Below are 19,618 nucleotides of genomic sequence, written 5' to 3'. Positions count from 1 at the left end.
CACATGAAAAAAGGGAGGCTTTAACGAAATGAAAAGAAAGATGCAAATGGCACTTAGTCTGATGTTGGCACTCGTATTCGTATTCGTCACAGCATGCAGCAGTTCGAATACTGAAGGCGGTAAAAACACGACGACGCCAGAAACAACAAATGCAACAAACGAGCAGCCAGCTGAGCCCATGACGATTCGCTTCGCAACCGGTAACAACCCGAACTGGGATGACATGCAATCCGATATCGGCAAATTCATTAAAGAAAAAACAGGCATTACAATTAAACCAGAATTCCCTGTCGGCGGTTCCAGCGATGAAATGCTCGCACTTATGATAGCAAGCGATGAGTATCCGGATCTGGTTATTCCGGGTGGCGCCACAAACAAAATGGTTGATGCAGGCGCTTTGATCGACCTTCGTCCTTTGATCGAAGAGCATGCTCCTAACATTAAAAAGGTTTACGGCGAATATTATAACCGTCTTCGTTGGAGCAAGGATGATGACGCGATTTATACACTTTCGCTGACCGGCGTTGATCATACGTACTTTGATTCAGGCAGCGGTTTCCAATTGCAGCACCAAGTGCTTGAAGCAGCCGGCTACCCGGAAATCAAAACCGTTAAGGATTACGAAGCTGCAATCAAAGCCTATATCGAGAAAAACCCGAAAACGGCAGACGGCCAACCGAATATCGGTTTGTCTCTTAACGGCGGGGAATGGCAAATTCTGATTTCCGTAACAAACCCTGCGTTCTACGCAACTGGAGCACCGGACAATGGCGAGTTCTTCATTAATGAAGATACGTATGAAGCTATTATGCACTATCAGCGTCCTGAAGAAAGAGAATATTTCCGTTGGCTCAATCACATGAACGATATCGGCTTGCTAGACCCGGAAAGCTTCATTCAGAAATACGATCAGTATAAAGCAAAAATCGCTTCCGGCCGCGTTCTGGGTCTTATCGATCAAAATTGGGATTACGGCCAAGCTGAGAACGCTTTGAAAGCTGAAGGCAAATTCGGTTCGACATACGCTCGTTTCCCTGTAACATTGAACGAAACGTACCAGGATCATTCCTTCCAAGGAACGGGTTACCTTCCAGCCCTCGGAATCGCTATTACGAAAGATGCTCAAGACCCGGTTCGTCTGATCAAATTCCTGGACTACCTTGCTTCCGATGAAGGCCAAGTGCTTTTAAACTGGGGGATTGAAGGCAAGCATTACAATGTGGTAGACGGCAAACGCGTCATTCCTGCCGATCTGCTAGAGCAGAAAACAAATGATAACAACACTTTTGTGAAAACAACGGGTATCGGCAACTACAACATATCCGCCCGTTACGGGGACGGCGTGAAGGATCCGTCCGGAAACTACTACACGACGACATTCCCTGAGCAGATCCAAGCCGCTTACTCGGAAGAAGACAAGAAGACGCTGGCGGCTTACGGCGCTACGACTTACAAGGATCTGTGGCCTTCCGATGATTCGTTCCCTGAACGCAAATACGGCGCGGCATGGACGCTTCCGTTCGAGGCGACCTCCGAGGCGAACGTTATTTTCCAGAAAACGCAGGATATTATGAAGAAACGCATACCGGAAGCGATTCTGGCGAAGCCGGAAGATTTCGATAAGGTCTACGATCAGTTCCTGAAGGACCTGGAAGACGCAGGCGTTGCGAAGATGAATCAAGAATTTACAAAGATGGTGAAGGACCGCGTCGAGCTTTGGTCGAAATAAGTGCAAGGCGGATAATCTCCGGACGATGGGGCTGTCCCAAAAGTAGAATTAGTCTACTTTGGGACAACCCTCCCTATGCCGCAGATAGTCGCCGCATTGTGTCGATATAAGTTCAGTACGTAGACTACAGCACAATGAGAGGAATGACATCAAATGAAAAGATTTTTTTTATTGTTCTTAGCTCTCTTAATTCTTTTACCTCAATTACCGTTTGTGTCTAAGACTGCATCAGCAGAGTCATTAGACCCATATGTTGTGAATTTCAGTAATAGTAGTAATCTAACTGCAAGCAGTGATTCCACTGTTGTACCTGGAAGCACCGGTGTTAACTCCCAGAAATTTGTCCTTTCAGATAGTAGTAGTGGCTGGAACGGGGCCTTTTTCACGGATTGGGCCCCACATGATGTATCCAGCTACAATACTTTGGAATTTTGGGTAAAAGGAGAAGCTGGCGACGAAGCTCTTATCATGAATGTTAGCGATGGGACTAATAATTATACCGCAAACATACAAACCCCATACGATGGATCCTGGGAGCACGTTTCCATTCCTCTTTCTGATATGACCGGGGTTGATTTTACAAAATGGAACAGCATTACATTTACTACTAATACACGTACTGAAAACACTACATTCTACATTAATAACGTTAAGTTCACGTACATCGAACCGTACACTGGACCAGCAATAACAGTCTTGCCATGGAATGGAGCACAATCAGCAATATCTCTTACCTTTGATGATGGAAGTGATTCGCAGCTTGATTATGCGGTCCCGGCTTTAGATGCAAAAGATTTGGATGCTACGTTTTTTGTAACGGAAACGGCAGTAACGGGCAGCCGAAAAGAGGATTGGAAAAAGCTCCCTTTGGATGGACATGAAATTGCAAACCATTCCAAACATCACTATATGCCAAGTGCCAATCCAACCCAACCACATGAAAAAACTTTTGACGATACTTTAGGCTACGATGAAACAGTCGCAGCGCAAACCATGTTAGAACAAGAGTTGGACACAACAGTTGTAACTTATGCTTATCCTTACACGAATAATGATCCATATCTCGTCAAATACCTGAGGGATACGCACATTTCGGCAAGAGGGGGATGGGGTGACGGAACTTACTTTATGAAACCATCACACAAACCCAATTGGATGAATATCTCTTCCAATTTTTCATGGGGAGAAGGGAAATTCGATTCGGACTACAAGAACATGGTAGATAATGCAATAAGCCAAGGTGCCTGGACAGTATTTACGATACATGATGTTGGTGCTAATACTTCCTTGCCACTGAATGAGATGAATTTATTGTTTGACTATTTGGATGCCAATCGATCCAGCATCTGGATCGCTCCTTTCGGAACGGTGAGCAGCTACTGGAGAGCGCAGAAAACAATTGAAAAACTTACTCCAAATGCGACTCCAACAGGAACCAGTTATACTTGGGATGTTCCAGCCTACTACCCTGATAATGTCAATCTAAAGGTGAAGGTGAAGGACGGGGATGGTTACCAGCTTGTGCAAAATGGTCAAGCCATTCAACCTGATGCAGATGGCAATTATACGATCTCCTTTGGTGCCAAGTCGCTTGAATTGACGAATGAGCCACCACAGTCGGACACTGTGCCGGTAACAACGCAAGCCTATGATTGGGGCAGGGTGAAGATCGTCGGCGGCGGACTCATTACGGGTATTATTTACAACCCGACGGAGAAGGATCTCATCTATGCCCGCACGGACATGGGGGGCGCGTATCGCTGGGACCCGGAGACCAAGACGTGGATTCAGCTGCTGGAATGGGTGAGCTTGGATGACTGGAACCTGTCGGGTGTGGAGAGTATAGCTACCGACCCTGTCGATCCGAATCGCGTCTATATTGCGGCCGGCACTTACTCGAACGACTGGGTGCAGACAAATGGTTACATTCTTCGTTCGCAGGACCGCGGGCAAACGTGGGAGATGACGGAAATGCCGTTCAAATTCGGCGGCAACATGGCCGGCCGGACCATGGGCGAACGTCTGGCTATCGACCCGAACGATAACCGGATCCTCTATCTGGGAGCCCGCAACGGGAACGGATTGTGGAAGAGCGAGGACTTTGGAGCGACATGGCATAAGGTGGACAGCTTCACTCCGATCGGCGACGTGACTGAGAGCATGAGCAACGGGAATATCGGCCCCGTATGGGTCACCTTCGATCCTTCGACGGGCTCAGCGGGCCATGCGACGCAGACGATTTATGTCGGTTTGGCCGATACGCAGACGAGCATTTACAAGTCGGTCGACGGCGGCGAGACCTGGGAACCGGTGGCGGGCCAGCCGAAGCAGGGTTTCCTGCCTCACCACGGAACGCTGGGTTCCAACGGTATGCTGTACGTAACGTACAACTCGGGTATAGGACCTTGGGACGCCGGCACCGGCGCGGTATGGAAGCTGAATACGAGTACGGGCGAGTGGACGGACATCAGCCCGGGCGGAGCCGGCACTACGGAAAATCCGTACGGCGGTCTTGCCGTCGACGCTCAGCATCCCGATACACTGATGGTCGCAACGTTGAACAAATGGTGGCCGGATAACCAGTTTTACCGCAGTACGGACGGCGGACAAACATGGAAACCATTTTGGGAGTTCACCTCGTATCCGCAGCGCGACAATCGGTACACGATCGATTATTCGATCGCGCCATGGCTTGACTGGGGCGTTCAGCGCGATCCGGAGACCGATCCGGTAACCTCGCCAACTCTTGGCTGGGGAATCGGCGACCTGGAGATCGATCCGTTTAACTCCGACCGGATCATGTACGGTACCGGGGCTACGCTGTACGGCTCCGAGAACATGACCAATTTCGATAAGGGCGAGAAAATCCTGATTTCCGTCATGGCGGACGGGATTGAAGAGAACGCGATTCTGGGCTTGATCAGTCCTCCATCCGGGGCGCCGCTCATCAGCTCGATGGGCGATATCGGCGGGTTCCGTCATGAAGACCTGAATAAGGCGCCGCAAATGATCACAAATCCTTATATCGTATCAAGCACCGATCTGGACTACGCGGAGACGAATCCGAACCTGATCGTGCGCGTCGGCCATGCATCGAACCTAGACGCGCGGATGGGCGTATCGACAGACAACGGCGTCACCTGGACGCCGGCGGCCAATGCCTGGCAGGCGGCGGACGGCGACCATACGAGCGGAGAATGGGTCGCGGTCAGCGCGAACGGCGATACGATCGTATGGGCTCCGGATGGCAACGGCGACCGGCCGGTAAGCTACTCTACCGACCTTGGCCAGACGTGGACACCATCGACAGGCATCCCGCAAGGCTCGATAGTCTCTTCGGACCGTATCAATCCGGACAAATTCTACGGGTTCCATGAAGGGACGTTCTATGTCAGCACGGACGGCGGCGTCAACTTCACGGCTTCGGCTGCTTCCGGATTGCCGCAAAATCTGATTGGCAAGTTCAAGGCTGCTCCTACGGCTGAAGGCGATATCTGGCTTGCCAGCTCGGAAGGACTATTCCGTTCGACGGATTCGGGAGCGAGCTTCCAGAAGCTAGCGGGCGTTGATGAGGCGGTATCCGTCGGTTTCGGCAAAGAAGCGCCAGGCAAAACGTATAAAACGATCTATGCCGGACTGAGAGTAAACGGCGGCAAGTTCGGGTTCTACCGCTCGGAGGACGAAGGAGCGAGCTGGATCCGCATTAATGACGATCAGCATCAGTTCGCGAATGCAAGAGGGGTGATTACGGGCGATGGACAAGTGTACGGCCGGGTCTATATCGGAACGAACGGTATGGGCATCGTGCGCGGCGATATTAAACAGGGCACGACAGAGCCAACGCCTAACTCGGCTCCATCCCTCTCGCTCACTTCGTATGAGGATGGCCAAACGATCAATCTGAATAGTCCGCAGCTTAACTGGACGTTCCTTGACTCCGACGATGCGGATGTTCAGGCAGCTTATCAGGTTCAAGCCTCCAGCAACGGCTTCGAGACGGTTGATGTGGACAGCGGCGAACTGACGGGCGAATCCGGTTCATACACGTTGAATGGACTGGCAGACGGAAACTGGTCGATCAGGGTTCGTGTGAAAGATAATCAAGGCGCTTGGTCGGAGTGGGCATACAGAAGCTTGATCATTGATACGACTGCTCCTACCCTGAATGTTGTTTTGGATAAGGAAACCTTGTGGCCGGCCAACAACAAGCTGGTTAAAGTAACGGCGATTGTTGAGACGGGGGATGAGCAGTCTCAGGTGGAATTGCTGTCCATTACGCCGAGCGTAGCCGTCTACCGCTACGAATCCATGGTACAAGGAGCTGAATTCGGCACATTCGATACGGAATTCAAGCTGCTGGCCAAAAAAGCAAAGGGTAAAAAGCCTCTAGTCTATACGATTACTTATAGAGCGGTAGATCAAGCAGGGAATGTAACGGAAGCATCTGCCACCGTTACGGTTCCTCATGATCAATCAGGAAAAAAATAAGCGAGATCAGAAGCATTATACCTCCGGCCGTAATGGTTCGGAGGTATAATGCTGAAAGGTTAGCGGAACACGCTTGCCGAGATTTTAATACGCTCTAAGCGTATGCTTCCGAAGCGGTTTTGTTCCACTCCGTTCCACAAAACTTAAGGAGGAGTCATAATGGATAACGTGAGCATTCGATTCGACCGATTTCCGGGAGGGTTTAGCAAGGCGGTCGTGTTTAGTTTTGACGATGGCCGCGAACAAGACAGGAGGCTGGTGCAGGCATTTAACCGATATGGCCTCAAAGGAACGTTCCATCTGAATTCCGGCAAATTCGGCGAGGAAGGACACATCCGTGCCGAAGAAGTGGCGGACTTATTTCGCGGCCACGAGATTTCGGCCCATACCGTCACGCATCCATTCCTGGAGCAGTCCCCGGACGACCAGATTGCGGAGGAGCTGATCGCGGACCGCCGAAATCTGGAGGCGATTGCGGGATATCCTGTACGCGGCATGAGTTATCCGTTTGGCACTTACAACGACCGCGTTGTGCGCGCGCTGCCGGTGCTCGGTATCGAATATGCCCGCACCGTCCAGAGCCACGGCGGCTTCCACATGCCAGATGATCCGCTGAGATGGCATCCGACCTGCCACCACAAGGAGATGGTTGAGAAGGCGGAACAATTTCTGTCGTCCAAGCAGTGGTTCAGCCGGATGGAGCTATTGTTTATCTGGGGCCACAGCTACGAATTCGATCATGATGACAACTGGGAACTGGTAGACAAGGTGGGCGAGCTGCTCGGCGGCGAGGAGTCGATCTGGAAAGCATCGATGACGGACATTGTAACCTATCAGAACGCCCTCAAAGCGCTCCGTTTCTCGGTTGATCGAAGCATGGTGCATAATCCGAATGCCCTTGAGGTTTGGTTTAGCGCAGACGGCGAAGCCGTCCGTATTGCGGCAGGCGAAACGAAAAGGCTGCGATAGCAAGTATTTGTTTTCTAAATATAGCAAAAAAAATTCAAGGCACCGGATAGCTTCCATGCGAAGCCCGGTGCCTTTTTGGTTCGGAAGTTTTCAGATGCCCCTCGCGCTGCCCTTCAAAAGACCTTTTTTCAGCTAAGCCAAGCGCCTGAAATATAAATGGCTAAATCATGCTATTCGATGACCTGAAAATCAAGGTGCAGGTTTATGCCGTGTTTTATAATCCGAATTGGAAGGGGAATGGAAGGGCTTCAATAATATCAAACTTTAGAATGATTAGGAGTTGTAACATGGAGACGACCTTTAGCACCGCGACGTATAGCAATCCTGTAATTCCAGGCTTTTATCCCGACCCGAGCATCTGCCGTGTCGAAGATGATTATTATTTGGTAACAAGCTCGTTCGCTTATTTTCCTGGAGTCCCCATATTCCATAGCAAGGATCTTGTCAATTGGCGCCAGATCGGACATTGCCTCACTACCGAGCAGCAATTGCCGCTGGGCAACACCTGGATATCGGGAGGGATTTTCGCCCCGACGATCCGCTATCACGATGGCTGGTTCTATATGGTCACGACGAATGTGAGCGGGGTCGGCAACTTCTATGTTCGCAGCCAACAGCCGGAAGGTCCTTGGTCCGAGATGATTACTGTCGCGCAGGGTGGCATCGATCCATCTCTATTATTCGATGAAGATGGCAGCGTATACTTTCAATCCACCTATTCCGGAAATGAAGGCTATGGCATTTATCAATGCGAGATTGACATATCTACCGGTCAAATTCTGACAGAGAGCCGTATGATCTGGATGGGAACGGGCGGAGCGCATCCGGAAGCGCCTCATCTTTACAAGATCAATGGGCTTTATTACTTGTTGATTGCCGAAGGCGGGACGGAATACGGTCATATGGTGACGATTTCGAGAAGCGACGCTCCATATGGACCTTACGAACCATGCCCCCATAACCCGATACTAACTCATAGAAGCCGGAACAGCAGCATTCATGCAACAGGCCATGCAGATCTGGTACAGGCGCATGACGGCAGCTGGTGGGCGGTTTTCTTAGGCATTAGACCGGTCTCCTATCCTTATCGGCATCATTTGGGCAGGGAGACGTTCCTGGCGCCCGTATCATGGAAGGCTGACGGCTGGCCCATCATCGGTAATGGGGGAAGCGTCGAGAGCGTCATGGATGCTCCGCAGCTGACGGAGGTCCGGTGGCCATCTAATTCAACCCGAGAGGATTTTGACGATTCAACCTTAGGCTGCGACTGGGTGTTCCTGCGGAATCCTGATCCGTTAAGCTGGTCGCTCAGCGAATCTCCGGGGAATCTTGTATTGCGCGGAAACAAGACGTCGCTCGACGATTCCGGTGCCCCAGCCTTTGTAGGCCGTCGTTTGCGCCACTGGTCAAGCAACATCTCCGCCTTGCTGAATTTCGAACCGCAGCACGAAGGCGAGGAAGCCGGACTTACCGTATTTATGAACGATAGCTATCATTACGATCTGGCTGTAAAGCGCCAAGAAGGGCGCAAGGTGGTCGTATTCCGGCGTACCGTAGGATCCTTGAAGGCGGAGATCATGCTGGAGTGCTCAGAGGGTTCTGTCATTCTTAAGGTTGAAGCGCAGCCGGAATGGTTTCACTTCAAAATTCAGCAGGATTCATCCGATGTACTTGAAGTGGGATCTGGAGAAACACATCTTCTCTCAACAGAAGTTGCGGGCGGCTTTACGGGAGTAGTCATTGCGATGTACGCCGTCTGTGAAACGGGGCAAGGTTCTCCGGCAAGCTTTGATTGGTTCGAATATGAGCCGTTGAACGGATAATGCACAGCTCGAATAATTAAGTTCCATCTGCAAGTGACCCATGAATATATTCATGGGTCTGCTCGGTTTTTGAAGGCGTCGGAATGAATCTGAACCGTCAGATACGGTAGCTGTCTTGTCTCTAATGTGCTAGTCAATGACTAGAAGAGCAAGGCACCTCGGATTGCCTTGCAATATAATTGGAAATATTTAGTATCGCAGAAAGGTGGAATAACGTGGAACACAGCAAACCCATACAATCGCCAATGCGGTTATGGTACAGACAGCCGGCAGTTGAATGGACCGAAGCTCTGCCTCTGGGCAACGGTCGGCTTGGAGCTATGGTTTTCGGTCGGCCGGACGAAGAGCTGTTTCAATTAAATGAAGATACGCTATGGTCATTCCAGCCGCGAGATACGGTGAATTATGGCGCGGCAGCTTATCTCGCTAGAGCGAGACAGGCTATTGCGAACGGAGCGTATATGCAGGCACAGGAAATAATCGAGCGGCATATGCACGGACCCCGAACGGAAGCGTACCAGCCGCTTGGCGATTTAAAGCTTAAGCTCGGCGACGGCTCAGGCTCCGTCGAAGCTTACGAACGGCAGCTCGATCTGGACACGGCTGTAAGCAGCGTTACTTACGTGCGTGACGGCGTCCGTTATACTCAGGAGTCATTCATCTCCGCCGCCGATCAGGTATTGGCGATCCGATTGAGCGCAGATCGTCCGGGGAGCATCGATGTGACGGCGTCCCTTGAAACGCCTCATTCGGCGGCTGTCAGCCTGGAAGCCGACAGAGGCATTCTGACGATGAATGGAAACGGTCCTACGCATCCGGAGCCGGAATCGGTACCCGGTGCGTTCGAAAAGCTAATCTACGAGGAACATAAAGGAGTGCGCTTCGAGGTTCAGCTCCTGGCTGTCATCGAAGGGGGATCGAAGGAGAGCGGGAATCATGCCGAGCTGAGAGCGGCCAATGCCGACGCCGTAACGTTCCTGCTTGCGGCTGCAACGAGCTTTAACGGCTTTGATAAAAATCCGGAGTCCGAGGGCAAAGACCCGGCCGATCAGGTTCGAATCGCTCTCACTGCGGCAGCCGGTTTCTCCTACGATGAACTCAAGCGGCGTCATCTCAAGGATTATCTCCAGTTGTACAACAGGGTGAAGCTTCATCTGGGCGAATCCGATGCCGATCGGCTTCCGACGGACGAACGGCTTGTTCGCGTGCAGCAAGGCGAGAGCGATCCGGGGTTGTCGGCTCTGTACTTCCAATATGGCCGGTATCTGCTTATCGCTTGTTCCCGGCCAGGCACGCAAGCGGCGAATTTGCAAGGGATTTGGAACAAAGACATAGACCCGCCATGGAGAAGCAATTATACCGTTAACATCAATACGGAAATGAATTACTGGCTGGCGGAAACGTGCAATCTGGAGGAATGCCACGAGCCGCTGTTCGACCTGCTTGAAGGTCTCAGCGTCAGCGGGCGAAAAACCGCGGAAATACATTACGGGTGCCGCGGGTGGACTGCCCATCACAATGTGGATTTGTGGCGAATGTCGACACCCGCTGCCGGCTCCGCAAGCTGGGCGTTCTGGCCGATGGGCGGCGCATGGTTGTGCAGGCATTTGTGGGAGCGGTACTTGTTCGAAGGAGATGCGGAATTTCTTGCAGCCAAGGCGTATCCCATCATGCGGGAGGCTGCTTTGTTCTGCCTGGATTGGTTGATCGAAGACAGCGAGGGACATTTGGTTACGTCGCCTTCTACGTCGCCGGAAAATATGTTTCTGGATGCTGAAGGCAGGGCGTGTGCGGTCAGCATGGGGACAACAATGGACACCGCCATTATCCGTGAGTTGTTCACGAATTGCATAGAAGCGAGCGCGCTGCTGAATGCCGATGCCGAGCTGCGCCGCGAATGGGAAGCCGCGCTAGCCCGTCTGCTGCCTTATCGCATCGGTCGGCACGGCCAGTTGCTGGAATGGTTCCGCGAGTTCGAGGAGCATGAACCTGGGCACCGCCATATCTCGCATTTATACGGATTTTATCCTGGAGAGCAGATCGATCTGCATCGCGATCCGGAGCTGACGGCGGCCGTACGAACCTCTCTTGAACGTCGTCTGCAGTACGGAGGCGGACATACCGGATGGAGCTGCGCCTGGATCATTAACGTTTGGGCTCGGCTCGCGGATGCGGAGAACGCGTATCGGTATGTGCAAACGTTATTCGCCAAGTCGTCCTACCCGAATTTGTTCGATGCGCACCCTCCGTTCCAAATCGACGGCAATTTCGGCGGTGCCGCCGGTATCGCGGAGATGCTGTTGCAGAGCCATGGCGGAGAAATCCGCTTGCTTCCGGCACTTCCGGCAGCGTGGCCGACCGGCTTTGTAAGCGGCCTGCGGGCGCGGGGCGGTTTTGAGATCGATATGGCCTGGAAAGACGGTCATCTTGCCGAAGCCGAACTGAGAGCGACGCGGGATGCTCTGTGCAGCATGCGCGTTCCGAGCGCCATTCGCGTCAAGCGGGCAGACGGTTCTGTGCTGGCTCAAAGCGATGGTGCGTCGGTAGTGAGGTTTCAGACGGTCGCAGGAGAGACGTATTATATCAGGGCTGTCTGATAAGGAATGAAGAATGGAGGCCATATGCGTACAATTGAATTATGGCTGGCGCATCCGAAGAAAGCATCGGCGATGAGAACCAGGGATGTCCGAGTTTGAATGTATACCCTGTGCATGGAGAAGGACCTTGTCCTGCAGTCATCGTATGTCCGGGCGGGAGATATCTCAGACGCGCCGCGCACGAGGGCGAGCCGATTGCCAAGTGGTTGAACGGGCTCGGCATAACCGCATTCGTCCTTAATTACCGGGTATCGCCGCATCAACATCCAATTCCGCTTCAGGATGCGAAGCGGGCTATTCGAACCGTAAGACATTATGCGTAGGATTGGAACATCGATCCGGAGCGAGTCGGCATGTTTGGCTTATCCGCAGGCGGTCACCTGGCATCCGCAACGGGCACTTTGTATGACAATGGAGATACCTATCATCCGATCCGATAGAAAGACAGAGCAGCCGTCCGAAATTGCTAATCTTGTGTTATGCGGTCATCACATTCGGAGCGTATGGTCATCAACCGTCCATGCGCCATCTGCTTGGCGATTCTCCGGATGAATCGCTTGTTGCTTTGTTGTCCACGGAAACGCAAGTGGCCGAAGACACCCCGCCAACGTTTCTCTGGCATGCGGCGGATGATGAGAACGTTGCGGTCGAAAACAGTTTGCTTTTTGCAGGTGCTCTCAGCCGCCATCAGGTGCCATTTGAATTGCATATTTTCGAAAGCGGCGGACATGGGTTAGGTTTAGCCGAAGGTCATCCTGAAGTGAAGGCTTGGCCGGAGCTCTGCGAGGCGTGGCTAAGAAAACGAAATTTCTTATGACGAATAATAGACAGGGGGAACGTATCCATGTGGTGGAGTTCTTATACTTCGGCGACAGTTCTATCTACAGCCAAAAATTTTATTATGAAAAGTGATTCCGCTTTTACTCATACGTACAGAGCTTATATCAAGACAACGGAATGCGGGGAATTAAAGCTGAGATTCTGGTGCAGCAACCTGGTGGATTCCACATGGGCAGACGGTTCTGAATCGAGTGCCAATCTGATGGGAGGCTCGTGGAAAATCGAGTCTGCTTACATTGCTGATGGCGGGAGGCTGCCTGATGGAAGCGTTGTAGAGGGTACGCAAATTCCGGTAACGTTCGATTCGTCGATCGCCAGATTGGTTATGCCGGGAGAGAAGTTTTGGAGCGATGCCGCCCGGATCATGATCCCGGAGGAGCATTATTTGGTATTTTCGTGGACGATTACGACATTGGCTGCCGGCGTAAGCTTTCCCTACAATACAGAAAACCCATTGGTGTCCGCCTACGATGCGCCTGGGCATGCAGCCGGCCAAATCAGTGCCGAAGGTTTCCAAAAATCTGCGAATTGTCTGTTTCTGCCGGATTTCATCGGTTGCGAGCGTGAGGGAGCTAAGCGTATTGCATTCTTTGGCGATTCCATCACCCAAGGTGTGCGAACGCGCCCGGACGCATATGAATACTGGGTTTCCCGCATTGCGAAGGGGCTTGGTCCGGAATATAGTGTATGGAATCTTGGTTCGGGCTGGGCGCGTGCTTACGATGCCGCAACCGACAAGGCTTGGCTGAGCAAAGCCAAGCTAAGCGATGAGATCGTCATAGCATTGGGGGTCAACGATATAGGTACGACCGGACGAAGCGCCGTTCAACTGCTGGAGGATCTGCAAACCATTGTGTCCAGCCTTAAAGGCAGCCGTACCGGTATGTCGGTGATCCTTTGCACTGTACCCACATTCAATTTTTCCGATGCGCAGGAGCTTGTCTGGAGGGATGTGAATCAGGCAATACGAAGCCATGCTATTGCCGGAGTCGATCGAGTATTTGATATTGCGGAAGTACTCTCGCAAGCGGCTCCTCGCGATAACCTGCTTATACCTGAATATATGTCGAGCGAGTTCGATGCGCATCCGAATGGTGAAGCAGGGTCTGCTGTTGCCTCGGCTTTCTTGGAATGGTATTGAATGGGAACAGCCTAAAGTCTGCATTAGTCACGTAATAAGGAGCCTGGTCGGAGTTCCCAATGATTAGAAAAAGCTAGATAACAACAAGGTACCGGGTCGCTTCCTTACGAAGCCTTGGTACCTTTTTCGTCTTCACTGAGACAAATCCAATTTTAACCAGACTAAATCGTGCTAAACGATGTCCAAAAAATCAAGGTTCACTATTCAACCTGTTGTTAAAGTATTTATGTAAGGAAACACGCGAGATTAGGAGGAGTGGTTATCGAAAATTGAAAACGTTTTCATAGAGATCGGCTTTGAACAAGGGCAAATGGCATAAGCGCAAGAAGAAAAGAAGGATACTAGCTTGATGAAAACAAGGAAAAAGTCGCGTGGATTCACCAAACAAATCATTCCCTTATGTAAGTCCGCTTCACTTCTGATGACGACCGCCGATTTGACGGTAAGCACGGGCCCTTCGTTAACACGATTCCCGGCAAGGCATTCTCAGCGGATTCGATCGGAAGCGCAGCAACAGCTGTACAGTCGGATATCGGCCAGTGAAATCGCAAGCCTTTATGAAAGCGCATACTTGCCGTTATTACGAAGGAAGAAGGGGGGATTGGCACAGCGGAGTGATGGGTAATAATTTATTTTAAATCCAACTAAAACCGAGGAGGTTCCTATATGAACCAAAGACTTTTTAAGAGGATGTGGATAATGCTTCTTGCAGTTATTTGTATCGGCTCTGCTTTTGCCGGGACAAACCCCACGGCTGAAGCGGCAAGCAGCGAGGCATATACATGGAAAAGTGTCAATACGGGTGCGGGCGGCGGCTTCATATCCGGAATTATTTTTAATTCAACGGAACAAAACCTGATCTACGCCCGGACAGATATCGGCGGCGTTTACCGGTGGAACCAGACCGATTCAAGCTGGATTCCGCTGATTGACCATGTCGGCTGGGACGATTGGGGCAAAACGGGCGTAGACGCTCTCGCTACAGATCCGGTCGAACCGAACCGGCTTTATATCGCGGCCGGCACATACACCAACGGCTGGGAAACCAGCAACGGTTATATCATGCGGTCAACTGACAAAGGGAATACCTGGCAGGAAACGCAGCTGCCGTTCAAGGTCGGCGGCAACATGCCGGGACGTTCGATGGGCGAACGTTTGGCGATCGACCCTAACAAAAACAGCATCCTCTTCTTCGGCGCCCGCAGCGGCAACGGATTGTGGAAAAGCACGGACTACGGCGTAACGTGGAATAAAGTGACTTCCTTTACGAATACAGGAACATATATTCAAGTGCCGGGCCACGACTACCAAGGCGATATCATGGGGCTGGCTTGGATCACGTTCGATTCGAGAACCGGGACAGCCGGCAACGCAACCCAAACCATCTATGTCGGGGTGGCCGATACCGGAAACAGCGTCTATCGCAGTACGGACGGCGGCGTAACATGGTCGGCCGTGCCCGGGCAGCCTACCGGCTACCTGCCGCATCATGGCGTTCTGGCATCCGACGGCAACATGTATATATCCTATAGCAACGGCATTGGGCCGTATGATGGCACCAAGGGTGATCTTTGGAGGTTTAATACGGCGACAGGCGTCTGGACGAACATTAGCCCGGTTCCGTCCAGCAGCCCGGATAACTCGTTCGGTTACGGCGGTCTGGCCGTCGATGCCCAAAATCCGGGTACGGTTATGGTAGCGACGCTTAATTCATGGTATCCGGATGCGATCATCTACCGCAGCAAGGACAGTGGCGCAACCTGGTCGAGAGCCTGGGATTACAACGGCGGCTATCCGAACCGCGTCAATAAGTATACGATGGATATCTCGGCTGCGCCGTGGCTGGATTGGGGGGTTACGGCTACGCTGCCTGAAACGTCGCCGAAGCTCGGATGGATGATCGGCGATCTGGAGATTGATCCGTTCAACTCCAATCGCATGATGTACGGCACGGGCGCTACGCTTTACGGCACGAACAATCTCACGAACTGGGATAACGGCGGGACATTCACTATTTCCGTCATGGCCAAAAATATCGAAGAAACGGCCGTTATCGACCTGATCAGCCCAGGGTCCGGCGCTCCTCTTATTAGCGCTCTCGGCGACGTATCGGGCTACCGCCACAGCGACCTGACAGCCGCTCCGGCGAAAATACTGAAAAATCCGGACAGCACGTCAAGCCTGGATTTTGCCCAATTGAACAACAGCTTTATTGCACGCGTAGGCTTTGCCAATCATTCCGCAAACAGCAACGCCAAGTCGATTGCGCTGTCGACCGACGGCGGCGTGAACTGGTCCAGCCCGAGCTCGGAGCCGACCGGAACGAATGGCGGCGGCATGATCGCGGTTGCGGCCAATAACAGCTCTCTCGTATGGAGCACATCGGATGTCGGCGTATACTATTCCAAGACGAACGGAAGCTCCTGGACCAAGAGCACGGTCGTTCCCAACGGCGCCAAGGTAGCGGCGGATCGCGTGAACCCGAACAAATTTTATGCGGTATCAGCAGGGAAGTTCTATGTAAGCACGGACGGAGGCGCTACGTTCACGCAAACGGTCGCAACCGGCCTTCCAGCCGAAGGCGCGCTTAACTTCAAAGCGCTGCCGGGCGTTGAAGGGGATATCTGGCTTGCAGGCGGCAGCGACAATAGCGGCGTCTACGGCTTATGGCACTCCACGAACTCGGGCGCATCGTTCACGAAGCTGTCCAATGTGCAGGAAGCCGATGGCGTCGGCTTCGGAAAAGCGGCGCCTGGACAGAGTTATCCCGCGATCTATGTTTCGGCTCAGATCGATGGTGTAAGAGGCTTCTTCCGCTCGATCGACAGCGGCGCAACGTGGGTGCGAATCAACGACAACAACCATCAATACGGCCGAGCCGGGGTTTCCATTACAGGCGATCCGAACCTATACGGACGCGTCTATGTCGGGACAAACGGACGCGGCATCCTGTATGGCGACACGACGGTGAGCAATCCAATCATTTCGGGCGCTACGTATACTCTGATCAATCCGAACAGCGGCAAAGCGCTGGATATAGCTGCTAATAGCACCGCAGACGGCGCGAATGTGCATATCTGGGCGAACAACGGCGGAACGAATCAACAGTGGACGATTACGGATAACGGCGACAACACGTACCGATTGATCGCTGTACACAGCGGCAAAGCGCTGGACGTCAGCGGTGTCGGCACCGCCAACGGAACTAACGTGCAGCAGTGGACATACTTGGGCGGGGCGAATCAGAAGTGGAAAATCATCGCAAACGCCGACGGCACGTTCAAGCTGATCGATTCGAATAGCGGGAAGGCGTTGGACGTTAATGGAGCCGGTACGGCGGACGGGACCAACGTGCAGATTTGGACCGATACCGGCGGTTCTGCGCAAAAGTGGCAGTTGATCCGTAAGTAACGGTGTTCGGCTAGCGAAGGCCTCTGTCGGCCTAATTTTTGGCTGACAAGGTCCTTCTATTTATTTCGGCGGAAATCAACTGGAAGGTGTCATCGGTATTGCTAGCCAAATTGGACATTGCGTCAGCTTCAAAACGATACGAAACCGAAAGGCGATCAGTCACTCGAAATGGAAATTGTTGTTGTCGAGACAACAAAACCATAAGAGGGGGGAATTCCGCTTGGATGAGTGGAAAGCAGCCGCCGAACAAAACCGTTTTTATGAGTCATTCGGTAGGAGGGGCTGATCATGGCTTTGCTTGCTAGTATGACTGGATATAAGTTCAATACGTATACTACAGCACACGAAAGGAATGACATCAAATGAAAATTTTTTTTTCAATATTCATAACTGCCTTAATTCTTTTATCTCAATTACCGATTGTGTCTCAGACTGCATTAGCAGCACCATCAGCCCCATATGTTGTGAATTACAGTGGTAGTAATAATCTATCAACAAGTAGTGATTCCACCGTTGTACCTGGAAGCACCGGTGTTGCCTCCCAGAAATTTGTCGTTTCAGGAAGTGGCTGGAACGGGGCATTTTACACGGATTGGGGCACACATGATGTATCTAATTACAATACTTTAGATTTTTGGGTAAAAGGAGGAGCTGGCGGCGAAGCTCTTTCCATAAATGTTAGCGATGGGACTAATGGTTATTCCGCAAACATACAAACTCCTTCCGATGCATCTTGGAAGCACGTCTCCATTGATTTTTCTGCTATGACCGGGGTTGATTTTACAAAGTGGAACACAATTACATTTACTTGTAATACAAGTGCTGTTAATACTACGTTCTATATTAATAACGTTGAGTTCTCATATGTAGATCACTACACTGGGCCACAAGTAACAGTCGTGCCTTGGAATGGAGCACAATCAGCAGTATCTCTTACCTTTGATGACGGATATGATTCGCAGCTTGATTATGCGGTCCCGGCTTTAGATGCAAAAGGTATGAAGGCTACGTTTTATATAACGGAAACTGCAATAACGGGTAGCCGAGTAGATGATTGGAAAAAGCTCCCCTTGGCTGGCCATGAAATTGGAAACCATTCCAAACATCACTATGAACCAAGTGCCAATCCATCCCAACCCTATCAAAGGACTTTTAACGATACTTTAGGCTATGATGAAACAGTCGCAGCTCAAACGGAGATAGCACAAGCGCTGAACACAACAGTTGTATCTTATGCCTATCCTTACACGAATAATGATCCATATCTCGTCAAATACCTGAAAGATACGCACATTTCAGCAAGAGGGGGTTGGGGTAACGGAACTTACTATATGAAATCATCAGACACCCCTGATTGGATGAATATCTCTTCCCAGTTTACATGGTCAGGTGGAAGTTTCAATACTCACTACAAGAGTTGGATAGATAATGCAATAAGCCAACGTGCCTGGACAGTAATTTCGGCACATCATGTGGGTGATGCTGACTTGCCACTGGATCAGTTTAATTTATTGGTTAACTATTTGGATACCAATAGATCTAGCATCTGGATAGCTCCTTACGGAACGGTAAGCGGCTACTGGAGAGCGCAGAAAATAATAGAAGGTCTTACACCAAATGCGACTTCAACTGGAACGAGTTATACTTGGAACGTTCCAGCCTACTTCCCCAATAATATCAATCTAAAGGTGAAGCTAAAGAATGGGGATGGTTACCAGGTTTTACAAAATGGTCAAGTAATTCAACCTGATACAGGTGGCAATTATACGATCTCCTTTGGGGCCAAGTCACTTGAATTGAAGCGTAAGCCATATGCTGTAAATTATAGCAATTCTAACAATCTAACTGTAAGTACTGACGCTACAGTTGTACCCGGAAATACCGGTGTCGTTTCCCAGAAATATGTCTACTCAGGAAGCGGCTGGAACGGGGCTTTTTATACGAATGATTGGGCCGCACATGACGTATCTGCTTACAATACTTTAGATTTTTGGGTGAAGGGAGGAGCTGGAGGCGAAGTTTTTTCCATGTATGTTAGCGATGGGACTAATGGTTATTCCACAACCATACAAACTCCTTCCAATGCATCCTGGCAACATGTTTCTATTAATTTAGCCAGTATGACTGGGGTCGATTTTACGAAATGGAAAACAATCACGTTTACCAGTGTTACCAATCCAGCTACGTTCTACATTAATAACGTCCAGTTCTCTCGCACATAGATCCAGGAAACAGCTGACTATAACCGGAAATGCGAAATGTTCTCAATCGTTAAAATGCCGGTATTATCGAAGGCAATGTCAGTAACTCAAATCCCCCTCCAAATTTATAGTTTGGAGGGGTGGATTCTATTTTCTTGCATCTTAAGACTAAACATTCGCAAGGGGTCGATAGCGTTGCGGCCATTGTCTAGACAATAGTTTGCTTTCAATACGTCGTAGACGAAGGAGAAGTCCACCAGCTCGTAAATCTGGCGCAGCACGTTATCCTTTGGCACAATAAGGTCGTATAGTGCCGTATAAGGGCTGAACGCAAATGAGATTTTCTTCAGTAGCCTTTGTCATCAAGATGGGGGCTACTACGATGGATGTTATTCTTGTTTAAATCTCGATAGGTTAGC

12 protein-coding genes and 1 pseudogene are annotated in these 19,618 nt (G+C 51.0%); 12 read left to right on the top strand and 1 reads right to left on the bottom strand.

Annotation, left to right across the window (positions count from 1 at the left end):
- Positions 1-28: 28 nt before the first annotated feature.
- The 12 genes from DFP97_RS22720 (at position 29) to DFP97_RS22680 (ending at position 19,220) form a co-directional block, all read left to right on the top strand.
- Positions 29-1,729, top strand: coding sequence for an ABC transporter substrate-binding protein (locus DFP97_RS22720; protein WP_114382639.1), 1,701 nt, complete (start codon positions 29-31; stop codon positions 1,727-1,729).
- A 153-nt stretch (positions 1,730-1,882) separates the two neighbouring features.
- Positions 1,883-6,217: a polysaccharide deacetylase family protein gene (locus tag DFP97_RS22715; protein ID WP_114382638.1), complete on the top strand. Its 4,335-nt coding sequence runs from the start codon at positions 1,883-1,885 to the stop codon at positions 6,215-6,217.
- Between the two features lie 159 nt (positions 6,218-6,376).
- Positions 6,377-7,186 carry a polysaccharide deacetylase family protein gene (locus DFP97_RS22710; protein WP_114382636.1) on the top strand — a complete coding sequence of 270 codons (810 nt, stop codon included), beginning with the start codon at positions 6,377-6,379 and terminating at the stop codon, positions 7,184-7,186.
- Between the two features lie 287 nt (positions 7,187-7,473).
- Entirely contained in the window at positions 7,474-9,009 is a 1,536-nt protein-coding gene (locus tag DFP97_RS22705) for a glycoside hydrolase family 43 protein (RefSeq protein ID WP_114382634.1), read from the top strand.
- Positions 9,010-9,224: 215 nt separating this feature from the next.
- Positions 9,225-11,606, top strand: a complete 2,382-nt coding sequence (locus DFP97_RS22700; RefSeq protein ID WP_342773301.1) for a glycoside hydrolase family 95 protein — start codon at positions 9,225-9,227, stop codon at positions 11,604-11,606.
- Between the two features lie 95 nt (positions 11,607-11,701).
- Positions 11,702-11,929 (top strand): alpha/beta hydrolase, encoded by a 228-nt coding sequence (locus DFP97_RS31705; protein WP_245976550.1) that lies wholly within the window; start codon positions 11,702-11,704, stop codon positions 11,927-11,929.
- 30 nt (positions 11,930-11,959) lie between these two features.
- On the top strand, positions 11,960-12,046 hold the full coding sequence (locus DFP97_RS32145) for a hypothetical protein (protein WP_342773305.1): 87 nt from the start codon (positions 11,960-11,962) through the stop codon (positions 12,044-12,046).
- A 23-nt stretch (positions 12,047-12,069) separates the two neighbouring features.
- The gene (locus DFP97_RS31700; RefSeq protein WP_245976549.1) at positions 12,070-12,423 is read left to right on the top strand and encodes an alpha/beta hydrolase; all 354 of its coding nucleotides are present in this window, start codon (positions 12,070-12,072) and stop codon (positions 12,421-12,423) included.
- A 27-nt stretch (positions 12,424-12,450) separates the two neighbouring features.
- Positions 12,451-13,587: an SGNH/GDSL hydrolase family protein gene (locus DFP97_RS22690; protein WP_114382632.1), complete on the top strand. Its 1,137-nt coding sequence runs from the start codon at positions 12,451-12,453 to the stop codon at positions 13,585-13,587.
- A gap of 349 nt (positions 13,588-13,936) precedes the next feature.
- The gene (locus tag DFP97_RS30445) at positions 13,937-14,212 is read left to right on the top strand and encodes a hypothetical protein (protein ID WP_147275085.1); all 276 of its coding nucleotides are present in this window, start codon (positions 13,937-13,939) and stop codon (positions 14,210-14,212) included.
- Between the two features lie 41 nt (positions 14,213-14,253).
- The gene (locus DFP97_RS22685; RefSeq protein ID WP_114382630.1) at positions 14,254-16,998 is read left to right on the top strand and encodes an RICIN domain-containing protein; all 2,745 of its coding nucleotides are present in this window, start codon (positions 14,254-14,256) and stop codon (positions 16,996-16,998) included.
- A 362-nt stretch (positions 16,999-17,360) separates the two neighbouring features.
- The gene (locus DFP97_RS22680) at positions 17,361-19,220 is read left to right on the top strand and encodes a polysaccharide deacetylase family protein (RefSeq protein ID WP_114382628.1); all 1,860 of its coding nucleotides are present in this window, start codon (positions 17,361-17,363) and stop codon (positions 19,218-19,220) included.
- A gap of 149 nt (positions 19,221-19,369) precedes the next feature.
- Here the strand turns inward: DFP97_RS22680 and DFP97_RS22675 are convergent.
- Positions 19,370-19,549, bottom strand: a pseudogene (locus tag DFP97_RS22675) (transposase); the annotation flags it as partial.
- Positions 19,550-19,618: the final 69 nt, after the last annotated feature.

It is taken from the genome of Paenibacillus prosopidis, assembly GCF_003337375.1.
GTDB classification, from domain to species: domain Bacteria; phylum Bacillota; class Bacilli; order Paenibacillales; family Paenibacillaceae; genus Pristimantibacillus; species Pristimantibacillus prosopidis.
Note: the sequence above shows the minus strand (reverse complement) of the source record. Positions and strands in the feature narration are given on the sequence as shown.